This window comes from Morganella sp. GD04133 (genome assembly GCF_029835375.1).
In the GTDB taxonomy this organism is placed as follows: Bacteria; Pseudomonadota; Gammaproteobacteria; order Enterobacterales; family Enterobacteriaceae; genus Morganella; species Morganella morganii_B.
This window is the reverse complement of the sequence record NZ_JAODZS010000035.1, coordinates 31,963-47,379: the sequence shown is the minus strand read 5'-3', so window position 1 is coordinate 47,379 and position 15,417 is coordinate 31,963. Positions and strand designations below refer to the sequence as shown.

Annotated in this window: 18 protein-coding genes and 1 other annotated feature; of the genes, 16 read left to right on the top strand and 2 right to left on the bottom strand. The window is 47.6% G+C overall.

Features of this window, described 5'->3' with window-relative positions; all coding sequences use genetic code 11:
• From N7387_RS16725 to N7387_RS16685, 9 genes are all read left to right on the top strand, one after another.
• The coding region (locus tag N7387_RS16725; RefSeq protein ID WP_347815239.1) for a phage baseplate protein at positions 1 to 499 on the top strand (499 nt) is incomplete at its 5' end.
• Positions 496 to 834: a hypothetical protein gene (locus N7387_RS16720; RefSeq protein ID WP_279800370.1), complete on the top strand. Its 339-nt coding sequence runs from the start codon at positions 496 to 498 to the stop codon at positions 832 to 834. The genes N7387_RS16725 and N7387_RS16720, both read left to right, overlap by 4 nt.
• A complete protein-coding gene (locus N7387_RS16715) occupies positions 809 to 1,648 on the top strand; it encodes a hypothetical protein (RefSeq protein ID WP_279800369.1) in 840 nt (279 codons plus the stop codon). Before N7387_RS16720 ends, N7387_RS16715 begins: the two co-directional genes overlap by 26 nt.
• Entirely contained in the window at positions 1,635 to 2,291 is a 657-nt protein-coding gene (locus N7387_RS16710) for a Gp138 family membrane-puncturing spike protein (protein ID WP_279800368.1), read from the top strand. The genes N7387_RS16715 and N7387_RS16710 overlap by 14 nt, the downstream gene beginning before the upstream one ends.
• On the top strand, positions 2,291 to 2,653 hold the full coding sequence (locus N7387_RS16705) for a hypothetical protein (protein ID WP_279800367.1): 363 nt from the start codon (positions 2,291 to 2,293) through the stop codon (positions 2,651 to 2,653). Before N7387_RS16710 ends, N7387_RS16705 begins: the two co-directional genes overlap by 1 nt.
• Positions 2,637 to 3,761, top strand: coding sequence for a baseplate J/gp47 family protein (locus N7387_RS16700; RefSeq protein ID WP_279800366.1), 1,125 nt, complete (start codon positions 2,637 to 2,639; stop codon positions 3,759 to 3,761). Before N7387_RS16705 ends, N7387_RS16700 begins: the two co-directional genes overlap by 17 nt.
• On the top strand, positions 3,754 to 4,413 hold the full coding sequence (locus N7387_RS16695) for a DUF2612 domain-containing protein (RefSeq protein ID WP_279800365.1): 660 nt from the start codon (positions 3,754 to 3,756) through the stop codon (positions 4,411 to 4,413). Before N7387_RS16700 ends, N7387_RS16695 begins: the two co-directional genes overlap by 8 nt.
• Entirely contained in the window at positions 4,355 to 5,386 is a 1,032-nt protein-coding gene (locus tag N7387_RS16690) for a hypothetical protein (RefSeq protein ID WP_279800364.1), read from the top strand. Before N7387_RS16695 ends, N7387_RS16690 begins: the two co-directional genes overlap by 59 nt.
• A 2-nt stretch (positions 5,387 to 5,388) precedes the next feature.
• Positions 5,389 to 5,805 carry a tail fiber assembly protein gene (locus N7387_RS16685; protein ID WP_279800363.1) on the top strand — a complete coding sequence of 139 codons (417 nt, stop codon included), beginning with the start codon at positions 5,389 to 5,391 and terminating at the stop codon, positions 5,803 to 5,805.
• 513 nt (positions 5,806 to 6,318) lie between these two features.
• On the opposite strand, the gene N7387_RS16680 is transcribed toward N7387_RS16685, so the two are convergent.
• Together N7387_RS16680 and N7387_RS16675 are read right to left on the bottom strand one after the other, a co-directional pair.
• Positions 6,319 to 7,401 carry an acyltransferase gene (locus tag N7387_RS16680; protein WP_279800362.1) on the bottom strand — a complete coding sequence of 361 codons (1,083 nt, stop codon included), beginning with the start codon at positions 7,399 to 7,401 and terminating at the stop codon, positions 6,319 to 6,321.
• Positions 7,402 to 7,639: 238 nt separating this feature from the next.
• Positions 7,640 to 7,864, bottom strand: coding sequence for a DNA polymerase III subunit theta (locus N7387_RS16675; RefSeq protein ID WP_279800361.1), 225 nt, complete (start codon positions 7,862 to 7,864; stop codon positions 7,640 to 7,642).
• Between the two features lie 318 nt (positions 7,865 to 8,182).
• Between N7387_RS16675 and thrS the strand changes: the two genes are divergently transcribed.
• The 7 genes from thrS to ihfA all read left to right on the top strand — a co-directional run bounded on the left by thrS (position 8,183) and on the right by ihfA (position 15,386).
• Positions 8,183 to 10,114 (top strand): threonine--tRNA ligase, encoded by a 1,932-nt coding sequence (thrS, locus tag N7387_RS16670; protein ID WP_279800360.1) that lies wholly within the window; start codon positions 8,183 to 8,185, stop codon positions 10,112 to 10,114.
• A 3-nt stretch (positions 10,115 to 10,117) separates the two neighbouring features.
• Positions 10,118 to 10,657, top strand: a complete 540-nt coding sequence (gene infC / locus N7387_RS16665; protein WP_262859392.1) for a translation initiation factor IF-3 — start codon at positions 10,118 to 10,120, stop codon at positions 10,655 to 10,657.
• A 91-nt stretch (positions 10,658 to 10,748) separates the two neighbouring features.
• Positions 10,749 to 10,946 (top strand): 50S ribosomal protein L35, encoded by a 198-nt coding sequence (rpmI, locus tag N7387_RS16660; protein WP_004235358.1) that lies wholly within the window; start codon positions 10,749 to 10,751, stop codon positions 10,944 to 10,946.
• 40 nt (positions 10,947 to 10,986) lie between these two features.
• On the top strand, positions 10,987 to 11,343 hold the full coding sequence (gene rplT / locus N7387_RS16655) for a 50S ribosomal protein L20 (protein ID WP_004235362.1): 357 nt from the start codon (positions 10,987 to 10,989) through the stop codon (positions 11,341 to 11,343).
• 145 nt (positions 11,344 to 11,488) lie between these two features.
• Positions 11,489 to 11,611, top strand: a sequence feature (Phe leader region).
• A gap of 88 nt (positions 11,612 to 11,699) precedes the next feature.
• Entirely contained in the window at positions 11,700 to 12,683 is a 984-nt protein-coding gene (gene pheS, locus N7387_RS16650) for a phenylalanine--tRNA ligase subunit alpha (protein ID WP_072868437.1), read from the top strand.
• Between the two features lie 14 nt (positions 12,684 to 12,697).
• Positions 12,698 to 15,085, top strand: coding sequence for a phenylalanine--tRNA ligase subunit beta (gene pheT / locus N7387_RS16645; RefSeq protein ID WP_262882330.1), 2,388 nt, complete (start codon positions 12,698 to 12,700; stop codon positions 15,083 to 15,085).
• 4 nt (positions 15,086 to 15,089) lie between these two features.
• Positions 15,090 to 15,386, top strand: a complete 297-nt coding sequence (gene ihfA / locus N7387_RS16640) for an integration host factor subunit alpha (RefSeq protein ID WP_004235369.1) — start codon at positions 15,090 to 15,092, stop codon at positions 15,384 to 15,386.
• Positions 15,387 to 15,417: the final 31 nt, after the last annotated feature.

The window sequence follows — 15,417 nt, the reverse complement described above, 5'->3', positions numbered from 1 at the left end:
TAATGACCTGGCTTTTATGGACGAATATCCGATGCCGATGGAAATACGTGCCAGCACCCGACAGGCCGAGGCCATGTACAACCAGATAGTCGGACAGACGCAGGATATCAAAGAGCAGGCCGGTAAAGTTCTGGCTCCGTGGTACCCGGAAGCCGCAGGCATGGCTAACGATTCGTCACCGTCACTGGACAGGGTAGGTAAGGCCTATGAGGACTTACTCAGCATCCAGAAGAAAGGTGAACCGATAACCGTACAGACCGGCATTAAGCAGTACGAAAACATGCTGATAGTGAGTATCGGTGTCACGCAGCAGTATGACGGATCTGCGGAGTTTTCACTGACACTGCGGGAGATATTCATCGTTGAGTCACAGAAAGCACAGGGTATTCACCCGGACGTGAAAGCATCATCACCCACGAAGAAGAATATGGGTAAGACGCAGCCTAAGAAAGCCGAAAGCAGATCGGCTCTTGAGTCAATAAAAAGGAGTGTGAAGTGACATACGAAATACCGGTATCAACCGAAGAAATTCAGGAGCAGTCGTTTGAAATGTCCGGCCTGAATGTCCGGCTCACGCTGTATTTCAACCGCATTACTCAGTGCTGGCAGTTCGACCTGTACGACACCAATGAAAACCGGTTCATCACGCAGATGCAGGGGCTGGCTGTTAACGCTCCGGCACTGCTGGAGAAAAACATCCCGTTTCTGCTGATTCTGTCTGACGGATCCGGAACAGGTATTAACTCCATGAGCCGCAGTGAACTCGGTAAAAGACTAACTCTGTACGCAGTGGATAAGGAGGAATGGCGTGAAGCAATTCGGGCGATTAATTAATCTCCGCATCGGTAACGAAAAAGAATCCATCGAAATAACCAATCTCCGCATTTCATTCAGTGTTGAAAAAACCTTAACCAGCGAGCCAAACCCGGCTGTTATCCGCATCTGGAACCTGAACGGGTCTAACCGCAATCTGATCACCAGTAAAATCTATAACCGCCTGTCGCTGTCTGTGGCGTACCGGGAGGATGAGCTGCGGATGATTTTCAGGGGCGACATCACGGATGTGGTGACGCTGCGTGACGGGACGGACTTCATCACCGAAATGACCTGTGGTGACGGGCATTCAGCCTACACAAAAGCGAAAGTGAATAAAACGCTGAAAGCCGGTTCGACAGATAAAGACATCATGAACGAAGCCGCAAAATCGATGGGCACTGAAAAAGGCGTGGTATCACTGCCAAAAGACAGGGCTTTACCTCGCGGAAAAGTCATCACCGGCAACGCCCGGGACGTGATGCATAAAGTCGGCCGTAATAATAATGCGGACTGGTCAATACAGGATGGTCAGGTAACCGTGCTGCCAAAAGATAAAGTGGTATCGGATAACGAAGGGTTCGTGGTGTCACAGACAACCGGCATGATTAACAGCCCTGAAAAAACAGATGACGGCTTACAGATAACCATGTTGTGTAATCCGGCACTACATATCGGCGGGCTGGTTCGTGTTGAGTCCATCATTCCGGAGTACAACGGCGATTACAAAATCACAGAGCTGGAGCATGCCGGTGATTTTATGGGTGATGACTGGTACACGAAAATAACCTGTACCGGCGGAAAATATCAGAAGGTGGAAAATGGGAAATCCTAGTTTACTGGATGTATTGTCGCGCCATTCTGCCAATGAGCGAAATGATATTCACACGGCATTACCGGCTAAAGTGGTGTCATGTGACGGGCACAGTGCAACTGTGCAGCTGATGATTACTCAGGTTATGAGGGGAGGCGAAACACTGGCGCTTCCCCCGCTGGTTGATGTTCCGGTCGGGTTTTATCGCGGCGGCGGGTTTTGTGTAACGGTGCCGGTTAAGGCAGGTGATGAGGGGCTGGTGATATTTGCGGAGCGCTGTATCGACGGCTGGTATGTGTCAGGGCAGCAGTCAGCACCGCTTGATACACGGTTTCACGATTACTCAGATGCGTTCTTTTTACCGCAGGGCAGCAGTCAGCCAAACCGTATACCTGATTACTCCGCTGACTCTCTCTCAATGCAAACCGATGACGGATCCACATTCATCCGCATAAAGCCGGGAAAAATCATCATGCAGGGTGATATTGAGCACACCGGTAACCGGACGCAACAGGGAAATTCACTGGTGAACGGTAACCATTCCGTGAAAGGCAACAGTGAATCTTCCGGCGGCACCATCAAGCACAACGGTAAAGATATCGGCGACACGCACACGCACAGCGGCGTTGAAACAGGTGACGGTGATACAGGGGAACCAAACTGATGAGAATGCGACGATTAGACGAAAATCACGACTGGACATTCGGCAGTGGCCGCAGCGACTACGCCACGGAATCCGAGGCCATATCTCAGTCAGTTAAGACGCGGTTACTGTCACTGCACAGTGACTGGTTTCTGAATCGTGATCACGGTTTGAAATGGTTCGATTATCTGAAAAAGAATCCGAATCTGGTGAATATGGAATCCGAATTAAAGAAAACCGTACTGAATACAGACGGAGTAACTGAAATAACCGGATTCAGTATAGCTCTGGATCCGGATACACGGAAAATCACTGTCAGCGTTGATTATATTGATATTTACGGTAACAGCATGGGGGTAAGCACAGATGCTCCAGATAACTGAGACAGGGGTTGTTATCGACCGTCTTGCAGACGTTCATCAGCGGCTTTCTGACGGGTTTAAGCGTATCTATGGTGATGACATCAACCTTGATGCTGACAGCCCTGACGGTCAGATGATAGGGCTGTTCTCGCAGGAGATAGACAACATCAACCAGGCAATCGCAATGATTGTGCAGATGATGGATCCGTACAAGGCAACAGGCTCCTGGCTGGAACAAAGAGCTATGTATGCCGGAGTGGTTCGCCGCGGCGCTGATTACAGCTACATCGATGAGGCCATTTTTACCGGCACGCCCAATATTCAGGTGCCGAAAGACTCGGTACTGGTTGATGATAACCGCGTCAAATGGGTGATGTTGTCAGAAATAAAACTCGATATGAACGGGTCAGCGCGAGCAGGTATGCGAAGTGCAGAGCTTGGCGTGTTCTCACTCCCGGCAGGCAAAGAACTGAAAATGGAAACGGTCACCATCGGCGTTGATAAAATCATCACCACGAAAGCGGCTAAAGAGGGAGCATTTGAAGAAACTGACGGCAATATGTTGCTGCGGTTTATGCGCTCACACTCCATCAATAACCATGATGACCAGCAGGGGCTGGAAGGGGCGCTGCTTGATGTACCGGATGTTAAGCAGGCTAAAGTATATGAGAACTTTACTGGTCAGACGGATGAGAAAGGTGTTCCGGCACACTCACTGAATGCTGTTGTGATCGGCGGCAGCGATGACGACATCGGTCTTACCATCCTGAAAAAGAAAATCGGCGGCTGCGGTGTGTTTGGTGCCATAGAAAACACGCAGATATACGCTGATGTGCCGCGCACCGTCAGATTCGACCGTGCTGAGATGGTCAATGTGAAAGTCCGGCTGTTGCTTGAGCGTACCGGTGGGTTTCATGACATCGACACAGATGGCATTAAATCTGCGCTGTCGGCAACAGAGTTCGGGATCGGTGACTCAGTTTATGCAATGCGTCTTACCTGTCAGGTCAATTCAGTACCCGGTTTTTACATCAAAACTATCAGAGTAAACGGGTCTGATACGGTACCGATCGGATTCCGGCAGTGCGCACAAATCAGGCCGGAAGATGTGGAGGTGCTGATTGAATAAACAACGGGAAGATTTCCTGATATGGCAGTACAGAGGAAAACCCAAAGCCCGGCAGACAGCCGGGCTTTTGCTTTCTGAAACAAAGCGGGCGTTTGAATCGGTTATTGGGTTGTCAGTGATTCTGAATGTAGACCAGTCAACCGGGTATGGACTGGATTTGGTCGGAAAGCACGTTGGCATCAGCCGGATCATGAAATCGTTCATCCCTAAGGAGTATTTTGGCTGGCTAGGTGTGGAGGGGGCGAAAGGTTTCGGCGCCGGAAAATTTTACCGCCACGGAGATGCGCTGACGGAATCATCACTACTGGGTGATGAAGATTACCGGTTTTTCATCAAAGCCAAAATTATCAAAAACTATCAGTCGCCAGATGTGGCAAGCATCACCTACTCAGTCAGAAACCTGCTTGGTGATGAGTCATACATCATCGACAACAATGACATGACGATGAACGTCGTCGTACCTGATACACAGTTAACCCCGTTCCGGATATATGCGATCAGGCAACTGGATATTCTCGTGCGTCCTGTCGGGGTGAATTACCGGTATCTGGTTATCACAAGTGAACGGACGTTCGGCTGGCACGGCGTAAAAGGTGCATACGGATTTAACAAAGGAAAATTTGCGAGGCTACTCAATGTCAGTAATGAATAAACCGGATTACAAAATCTTTGCACAGGACGCAAAGTCAGGGGAGTACGTAGCATTTCCTGATATTTTACGCGGCTGGGGCATCACCCTGGAGCAGTACAACGGTTTTCCGCCGATGGAATTATTTAACTCTGCAGCAAAGCGTATTGATGAATGGCTCATGTACCTGACCCAGCGCGGATTACCGGAGTGGGATGCAGCAGTCGATTACCCGAAAGACGCCATGATCCAGCATGCTGGCATTTATTACGTGTCGCTGAAAGTGACTAAAGGTGAGCAACCGAATAACTCACAGGCATCGTGGAAGAAGCTGACAGAAGCCCTGGGTGTTGATAAAAAGCTCGACAAAACTGCAGTACTTCAGGGGCCGGGTACATCAACAACAGGTGTCATGAGCCAGAAAGCGGTGACTGACCTGGCAAACACCAAAGCCGATGGCGCCCGGTTTTCAACAAGAACATCGGCGGTGATTATGACATCACCGAACGGTAATTATGGGGTTGAAATCGGTAATACCGGAGTTTTTGGTGTTACCGACCAGTCAGGTGAAGCTCCTGTACCGATATTTCGCGTTTCCCCAACCGGTGAAATTAATGACGGTTCGATAGCGCTGGGGAAGGTGATCGGAGCAGGCTCGGCGGCATCAAAAAATACTGGTACAGGTCCCGGACAGATACCTGACATGTCTTTCTTCGGGTTTGCCAACGGCGCTTACACGTTTCCTAACGGGTTAATTTTGCAGGTTTTCAGCGTGACGCCGTCGGCAACAAACACGGTCACTCCGATTACCTTTCCTGTACCGTTCCCGTACGGGCCACATGGCGTGTGGCCTACACATAACTCCAGTTCATCCGGGCAGTACATGACGCTTGATGCGCTGACGAAAACGGGTGCCAATATGCGCGTATTCCGTTCCGATTCAACCAGCCCGGTAACCGGTGCAGGCACTGTAACCATTATGGCATTAGGGAGATAACCATGAATTATGTATATAGCCCGTCAGAGAACCTTTTTTACGCGAAAGACTGGATTGATGATTACGGTGATTCGTACCCTGCTGATGCTATTGATGTTGATGAAAGTGTCTTTATCGAATACACATCAGCGGCACCGGTTGGTAAAGTCCGTGTGGCGGGTAAAAAAGGGATGCCGCAGTGGGTCGATGAACCGCCGCTGACGCATGAACAGCATGTTGCCATTGCTGAATCACAAAAACAGGCACTGATTGCTGAGGCCAGCGAAAAAACGGAACTATGGCGGACTCAGTTAATGCTCGGAATTATTACGGAGGAAGATAAAGCCAGCCTCAAAGAATGGATGCTGTATGTACAAAAAGTTCATGCTATGGAGACCTCGATTGCACCTGATATCAAAATACCATTAAAACCAGTTTAACGACACTGAGAACTAAATTAAAAAACCATGTAGTTTGATAAAAATTGCGTGGTTTTATTTTCTCATTTACAGAGAAATACTTTTTTATTTGACGTGTCGCCACATGCTCCATTTTCGAGAAGCGCCCATTGTTGCCAGATAAATGAATTTTCGTACCGAATCGTCAGTCTGTAATACTTTTAATTTTTTATCGATTATCTGCTCACGCTGCTCAGAGATTCTATCGCTTTTGTTGTGCAAGTAACTTTACTGATATCAGGCAAATAGCCGAAGTACGTGCGGATATTTCCTAGAAAACACGCTAATTTTTGCTGATTTGCGGGTATTTTTATCCCAGATGCCGGTGGATTTACCTAGGCCAGTAGTGCCGGGTCTTGGGTTGCTGCCTGGTATATCTCTTTTATCCCTTTACTTACCTCAACAGCAAGGGGGTTTAGTTTATTTTCGTCCATAAATTTCCTGTCTTTGTTATTGAAGTGAAAATATCAAAAACAGGAAATTACAAAATTTAAATTACAGGGCCTTACTTTTTATTTTCCATTCAATTTTCTTTCCATACTTAATGAATGGCTTTTCAATAAACACATATAATAAAGCTGCAGCCAATATACATAGTGTAGTGACTGACAAGAACTTAGATATGCCAGCATCACTCATCCACCATTCTGGTCTATATTTATTCAATATTTGAATGATGATGTAATGAGATAAATATATTGAATAAGATATATTGCCCATAAAGTTTAGCGCGATATTTTCTTTAAACCCAACAAACTTGTCATAGAACAAGAAGCCAACAATTAAAAATAATGACCAAAAACCAAACCCATACATTCCAAATGATGAATATTTTGAATTAAAATAAAATGATAGGAATGATAATGTTGATATTAATAAAACAAATAATGAAAGCTCTTTGCTTATTTTTATGTTTACATTTTTATATATAAAAAAAAGAATCATACCAATGATAAATTCAATTAATATTGGTGATCCGACAAACCTTAGCATTGCATAAAAACTATTATCTATTGGTATGTTTGGTGATGCATTTCCAGCTAGAGAAAGCGCACCTGAGAAAACAAACTGTAAAATAATTATAGGGGAAGCCAATATTACTGAGGTTATAGCTAGGCGGTACTTCCAGCTAATAGCCATAGAAATCATAAATATGAAGTAAAAGTATATTTCATATCCCAACGTCCAGGCAGGCCCTAGTATGTTAAATCCAAACCCTGGCGAAGTATTTCCATAATCACGATGAACAAATAACATAGATTTTAATAACTCATTACCGCTATACTGCTTGTATACAGTAAATATACCAATCAAAAAAATCACAATAAATGCTGGGTATATTCTAAAAAATCTTCTTGTTGCAAAAACTAGTGAAGATGTCGCCTTTTCAGTGGACAATGCAATTATAAACCCACTAATCATGAAAAACATATCGACACCAAACGCACCAGATCCAAAAAGAATGGTTCCCAAATCTTTTTGAGCGTATGTGTTGTTTAATATGCCTCTAAAGTGAAAAAAAACAACAGATAATGCGGCTATCCCCCGCAAGTGATGAATTGATATAATCTTTCCCACTGAATTTCTCTTATGTAAGTTGTTGTATTGATGCTCTTGATAATTTTAATTTTTTAATGAAATCAATGATGCGTTTAGCATGTATCGCTCTGCCTATGTATGGATCTGTTCTAATACCCTGGCAGACGTCCATCTGGCCTTTTCTGATGGGGTCGAATCATCACATTTGCTCTATAACAGAAATTGGTGCGTGAGTTTACCATCATTGTAAAGATAGGTCAGCATGAACGTGACATAATCACTCCATCTCATATTCAAACCCGCGCGGAAACCTTTTCCCGACCTCCCTGTAGTGCTCAAGTCTCTCTCTGAAGTACGGGCGTAAATGCTCGGGCTGCTGGTTTTCTGTTTCGTACAGATCATACGGCAGTCCGAGTCTTTCTTTGTACGCGATACCGGAGGCGGCTAAATCGGCATTAATTTTATCTTTTTCGTCTTGGGTCAGGTTGGTGATATTGTGCATGTTGGTTTCGGAGTGGTGGGTGATGATGGGAGTATAGCAGGGGGATTTGTGGTGTTCATTATTGGCACTCTGTTTGTGATGCTTACCACCTTTTCATAAATGTAAAGATATAAACGTTTTAATCCACATTTGCTGTGTTAGTATGGATTTCGAGTTCCGGCAATAAGCGTCATGTACATTTGTAGTCTGTGTACATATGAGCGTACATAACTCGCAACGTAAAGTGAGAAATTGCCGGTAACGTACTGAAAATCAAATAAATGAGATTTCTATATGTGATCTTACGTATGGGTCACCACTGTAGATAAGGATTTAAAAATGCCTGTAATTACTCTTCCTGACGGCAGTCAGCGCCAGTTTAACCATCCTGTTTCTGTCCTTGATGTTGCGAATGATATCGGTGCCGGTCTGGCGAAAGCCTGTATCGCGGGTCGTGTCAACGGTACGCTGGTTGATGCCTGCGACATGATTGAACACGATGCAAATTTAGCCATTATCACCGCCAAAGACGAGGAAGGACTGGAAATTATCCGCCACTCCTGTGCTCACCTGTTAGGTCATGCCATCAAACAATTATGGCCGGACATCCGCATGGCGATTGGTCCGGTAATCGATAACGGTTTCTATTATGACGTTGATCTTGATGAGTCACTGACCCAGGAAGACCTCGAGAAACTCGAACAGCGGATGATGGAACTCGCCAAAAAAGATTATGATGTCGTTAAAAAACGCGTCACATGGGGCGAAGCCCGCGAGATGTTCGTTTCCCGCGGTGAAGATTACAAGGTTGAAATTCTGGACGAAAATATCGGTCAGGATGAGCATCCTGCACTGTATTTCCATGAAGAATATGTCGATATGTGCCGTGGTCCGCACGTACCGAATATGCGTTTCTGCCATAACTTCAAATTGCAGAAAGTGGCCGGTGCCTACTGGCGCGGCAACAGCGAAAATAAAATGCTGCAACGTATTTACGGCACCGCGTGGGGCGATAAGAAGCAGTTAGCCGCTTATCTGCAGCGCCTGGAAGAAGCCGCAAAACGTGACCACCGTAAAATCGGTAAGCAGCTTGACCTGTATCATATGCAGGAAGAAGCGCCGGGTATGGCGTTCTGGCATAACGACGGCTGGACAATTTTCCGTGAGCTGGAAGTGTTCGTCCGTGTGAAACTGAAAGAGTACGATTACCAGGAAGTGAAAGGTCCGTTTATGATGGATCGCGTTCTGTGGGAAAAAACAGGACACTGGGAAAACTACAAAGAGCATATGTTCACAACCTCTTCTGAGAACCGTGAATACTGCATTAAGCCGATGAACTGCCCGGGTCACATTCAGATCTTCAACCAGGGTCTGCGTTCTTACCGTGATCTGCCGCTGCGTATGGCGGAGTTCGGCAGCTGCCACCGTAACGAATCTTCCGGTGCGCTGCATGGTCTGATGCGTGTCCGCGGCTTTACGCAGGATGATGCGCACATCTTCTGTACCGAAGAGCAGGTAATGGACGAAGTCAGTGCCTGTATCCGTATGGTCTATGACATGTACTCCACTTTCGGCTTCAAAAAGATTGTGGTTAAACTGTCCACCCGTCCGGAAAAACGCATCGGTTCTGATGTCCAGTGGGACAAAGCCGAATCTGATCTGGCCTCTGCACTGAAAGAAAACAACATCGAATTCGAATATCTGCCGGGCGAAGGTGCCTTCTACGGGCCGAAAATTGAATTTACTTTATATGATTGTTTGGATCGTGCATGGCAATGTGGTACAGTGCAGCTCGATTTCTCTCTGCCGGCTCGTCTGGGGGCAACTTATGTTGCCGAAAACAATGAACGTGTGACCCCGGTGATGATTCACCGCGCGATCTTAGGCTCGATGGAGCGCTTCATTGGTATCCTGACTGAAGAAACTGCCGGTTTCTTCCCGACATGGTTAGCGCCTAACCAGGTAGTGGTGATGAACATCACTGATTCTCAGGCCGATTATGTCCGTGAAGTCGTCAAAGAACTGCAGGATGCCGGCATTCGTGCAAAAGCAGACTTGAGAAATGAGAAGATTGGCTTTAAAATTCGTGAACACACGTTACGACGTGTTCCGTATATGCTGGTCTGCGGTGATAAAGAGATGGAAACAGGCGAAGTGTCTGTTCGTACCCGCCGCGGCAACGATCTTGGCAGCATAAACGTGAGCGAATTTAAAGACGCACTGCTTGAAGAAATTCGCAGTCGCAGACTTGAAGAACAACCGGAGGAATAAGGTATTAAAGGCGGAAAAAGAATTCAAACAGCACGTCCGAACCGCATCAATGCGGAAATCCGTGTCAATGAAGTTCGTTTAACTGGTCTTGAAGGCGAGCAGCTTGGTGTTGTCAGCCTGAAAGAAGCTCTTGAGAAAGCCGAGGAAGCCGGGGTTGATTTAGTTGAAATCAGCCCTAATGCCGAACCGCCCGTTTGCCGTATCATGGATTACGGCAAATTCCTCTACGAGAAAAGCAAATCGGCTAAAGAGCAGAAGAAGAAACAAAAAGTTATTCAGGTTAAGGAAATCAAATTCCGTCCTGGCACAGATGAAGGCGACTATCAGGTCAAACTACGCAACCTGGTTCGTTTTCTTGAAGATGGCGATAAAGCCAAAATCACACTGCGGTTCCGTGGTCGTGAAATGGCGCACCAGCAGATTGGTATTGAAGTGCTTAACCGCATCAAAGACGATCTGAGTGAATTAGCTTCCGTCGAATCCTTCCCGTCGAAGATCGAAGGTCGCCAGATGATCATGGTGCTCGCTCCTAAGAAGAAATAGTCCGGCAATCCAAGTAATAAATGCCGGGGGCAACCCCGGCGTTTATTCGCCGGATTAATTCGTTGTTTAACAATGCGAAGTGGAAATAAAAATGCCAAAGATTAAAACTGTACGTGGTGCAGCTAAGCGTTTCAAAAAAACCGCTAAAGGTGGTTTCAAACGTAAGCATGCTAACCTCCGTCATATCCTGACTAAAAAATCAACTAAGCGTAAACGTCATTTACGTCCGAAAGGTATGGTCTCTAAAGGGGATCTGGGTTTAGTTGTCGCTTGCCTGCCATACGCATAAGCAAGTTTTTTAGCAAAGTTTACGACTTTAGGAGATTAGTATGGCTCGTGTAAAACGTGGTGTCATTGCTCGCGCACGTCACAAAAAAATTCTGAAACAAGCGAAAGGTTACTACGGTGCCCGTTCGCGCGTTTATCGTGTTGCCTTCCAGGCAGTAATCAAAGCTGGTCAGTATGCTTACCGTGACCGTCGTCAGCGTAAGCGTCAGTTCCGTCAGCTGTGGATTGCACGTATCAACGCAGCAGCTCGTCAGAATGGTCTGTCTTACAGCCGTTTCATCAACGGTCTGAAAAAGGCATCCATCGAAATCGATCGTAAGATCTTAGCCGATATCGCTGTATTCGATAAAGCCGCATTTACTGCGCTGGTCGAAAAAGCAAAAGGCGCTCTGGCGTAATTGTTCAGACAGAAGAGGGAGCTTGCTCCCTCTTTTGCTGTCCGGCAGAAAAAATCTGCTGAATGAATAATTTGTCATTGTATATCCGCATGTTTTTCGCGTACTATGACAAAATATGCTCGGTTAACTGATAAATAGTTGAGAAAATGAATAATATCGTTTCTTTCCGCTTCTTTTTTTACTTTAGCGCCTGAACTCAGGGGGCTTTGCGCGTAAAAAAGAAACGAAAAGTAACGCCGTAAGCCTCCTGAATGGAGGCTTTTTTGTTTCAGGGGTTTGCCGGAACGGAAAGATAATGACGTCCGGCAGCGCCGTTGTCATAATTGAAGACCACAGGGTCAGAGGAATAGGAAAACATGCCACATCTCGCTGAACTGGTTGCTCAGGCAAAAGCAGCCGTCGAAGAGGCAAAGGATGTTGCAGCGCTGGAATCGGTACGTGTTGAATACCTGGGTAAAAAAGGGCATTTAACCTTACAGATGCAATCGCTGCGGGATCTGCCGCCGGAAGATCGTCCTGCTGCGGGTGCAGTGATTAACGAAGCCAAACAAGAGGTTCAGACCGCACTGAATGCCCGTAAAGATTCCCTGGAATCTGCGGCGCTCAATGCCCGTCTGGCTGAAGAACGGATTGATGTCTCCCTGCCGGGACGCCGCATGGAAAATGGCGGTCTGCATCCTGTCACCCGTACTATTGAGCGTATCGAAACCTTTTTCGGCGAACTGGGTTTTTCGGTGGAATCCGGCCCTGAAATTGAAGACGACTATCATAACTTTGATGCACTGAATATTCCTGCACACCATCCGGCACGTGCTGATCACGATACTTTCTGGTTCGATGCCAAACGCCTGCTGCGTACGCAGACCTCCGGCGTGCAAATCCGTACCATGAAAGATAAACAGCCGCCAATCCGCATTATTGCGCCGGGCCGCGTTTACCGTAATGACTACGATCAGACACATACTCCGATGTTCCATCAGACAGAAGGCCTGATTGTGGATACTGATATCAGTTTCACCAATCTTAAAGGCACACTGCATGATTTCCTGAATCATTTCTTTGAAGAAGAAGTGCAGGTGCGTTTCCGTCCTTCCTACTTCCCGTTTACTGAACCGTCAGCGGAAGTGGATGTGATGGGTAAAAACGGCAAATGGCTGGAAGTACTGGGCTGCGGAATGGTACATCCGAATGTACTGCGCAATGTCGGTATTGACCCGGACATTTACTCCGGTTTCGCCTTTGGTATGGGGATGGAGCGCCTGACTATGCTGCGCTACGGCGTGAGCGATTTACGCGCATTCTTCGAAAATGACCTTCGTTTCCTCAAGCAATTCAAATAAGGCGGGATACTCTCATGAAATTCAGTGAACTCTGGTTACGCGAATGGGTAAACCCGGCTGTCAGCAGCGACGCGTTATCTGATCAGATCACCATGGCCGGCCTGGAAGTGGACGGCACAGAAGCCGTTGCCGGTCAGTTTAACGGTGTGGTTATCGGGGAAGTGGTTGAATGCGGACAGCACCCGAACGCCGACAAACTGCGTGTGACAAAAGTGAATACCGGCGGTGACCGCCTGCTCGATATCGTCTGCGGCGCGCCAAACTGCCGTCAGGGGCTGCGTGTGGCTGTTGCGACAGTCGGCGCGGTCTTACCGGGCGATTTTAAAATCAAAGCTGCCAAACTGCGCGGCGAGCCGTCAGAAGGTATGCTTTGCTCATTCTCTGAGCTGGGTATCAGCGCTGATCACAGCGGCATTATTGAATTACCGGCAGATGCGCCGATCGGTACTGATCTGCGTGAGTATATGAAGCTGGATGATACCGCGATTGAAATCAGCATCACGCCGAACCGTGCGGACTGCCTGAGTATCCGTGGTGTGGCCCGTGATGTGGCGGTTCTCAATAAGATGGATTATCAGGTGCCGGATATGTCCCCGGTCGCTGCTGTTCATCAGGACACGTTCCCGATCCGTGTTGATGCGCCGCAGGCGTGTCCGCGTTTTACCGGACGTGTGATTAAAAATGTCGATGTGACAGCAAAAACCCCGTTGTGGATGGTGGAAAAACTGCGCCGCGGCGGCATCCGCTCTATCGATCCGGTCGTGGATATCACTAACTACGTTCTGCTGGAGCTGGGTCAGCCGCAGCATGCTTATGACCTGGATACCCTTGAGGGTGAGCTGATTGTCCGTATGGCAGAGCAGGGTGAAAAACTGACACTGCTGGACGGTAACGAAGTCACGCTGACGGATAACATTCTGGTCATTGCAGATCGCCGGGGTGCGCTGGGCATGGCCGGTATTTTCGGCGGTGAGCACTCCGGTGTGTCTGACACCACCAAAAATATTTTGCTGGAAACCGCGTTTTTTAATCCGCTGGCGATTACCGGTCGTGCGCGTCAGTATGGTCTGCATACCGATGCCTCACACCGTTTTGAGCGCGGTGTGGATCCGCAGTTACAGCGTATTGCGGCTGAACGTACCACACGCCTGATTCTGGATATCTGCGGCGGTGAGCCGGGCGAAATCATTGAAGTGGTTTCTGAGGCGGATTTACCTGAAGCCGCAACGATTACGCTGACCCGCAACAAGCTTGATCGTCTGATTGGTCACTATGTGGATGATGCACAGGTAACGGATATTCTGACCCGTCTGGGCTGCGATGTGAAAATGTCTCAGGATCAGTGGCTGGTGACGGCGCCGTCATGGCGTTTCGATATGGAGATTGAGGAAGATCTGGTGGAAGAAGTGGCCCGTATTTACGGCTACAACAATATCCCGGATGTTCCGCTGCGTGCAGATCTGATTATGACCTCGCGTCACGAAGCACATCTGCCGCTTAAGCGTGTGAAAACACTGCTGGTTGACCGTGGTTTCCAGGAAGCAATCACTTACAGCTTTGTCGATCCGAAGATTCAGGCTCTGCTGCATCCGGGCCAGGACGCTATTATTCTGCCGAATCCGATCTCTGCGGACATGTCAGCCATGCGTCTGTCATTGCTGACCGGCCTGTTAAGCACCGTTGTGTACAACCAGAACCGTCAGCAGAGCCGTGTCCGCCTGTTTGAATCAGGCCTGCGCTTTGTACCGGATGCGGCCGCAGACCTCGGGATCCGTCAGGAAACCATGCTGGCTGGCGTTATCGCCGGTAACCGCAATGAGGAGCACTGGTCATCAGAAAAACAGGTTGTTGATTTTTATGATTTAAAAGGTGATCTGGAAGCGATTTTCGAATTGACTGGTAAATTAGATCGTGTATCGTTTAAAGCAACGACGAATCCGGCCCTCCATCCGGGACAAGGTGCTGAGATTTATCTGGAAGATGAGCATATCGGCTATATCGGTGTGGTTCATCCGGAACTGGAGAAAAAACTGGATCTCAACGGCCGTACGGTTGTCTTTGAAATCCGCTGGGACGCACTGACAAACCGTATTATTCCTGAGGCTGAAGCAATTTCACGCTTCCCTGCGAATCGCCGGGATATCGCCATCGTTGTGCCGGAAAACGTCGCTGCGCAAGACATTCTGAATGAATGTAAAAAAGTTGGCGTAAATCAGTTAGTTGGCATAAACTTATTTGACGTGTACTGTGGTAAGGGTGTTGCTGAGGGTTATAAGAGTCTGGCGATCAGTCTGACCTTACAGGATACAGAGCGTACACTTGAAGAAGATGAAATTGCAGCAACCGTAAACAAATGCGTTGCCGCGTTGCAACAGCGATTTAAAGCATCCTTGAGGGACTAAACCTATGGCGCTTACTAAAGCTGAAATGTCAGAAAATCTGTCGGAAAAACTGGACCTGAGCAAACGCGATGCGAAGGACCTGGTTGAGCTGTTTTTTGAAGAGGTACGCCGTTCTCTTGAGAATGGTGAGCAGGTGAAATTATCCGGTTTCGGAAACTTTGATCTGCGGGACAAGAATCAGCGTCCGGGCCGTAACCCGAAAACGGGTGAAGATATTCCTATCACAGCCCGTCGTGTTGTCACTTTCCGTCCGGGGCAGAAGCTGAAAGCCAAGGTCGAGAAATCGACACCGAAAGAGTAAGACCTGAAACGACCTCTTATGAGGTCGTTTT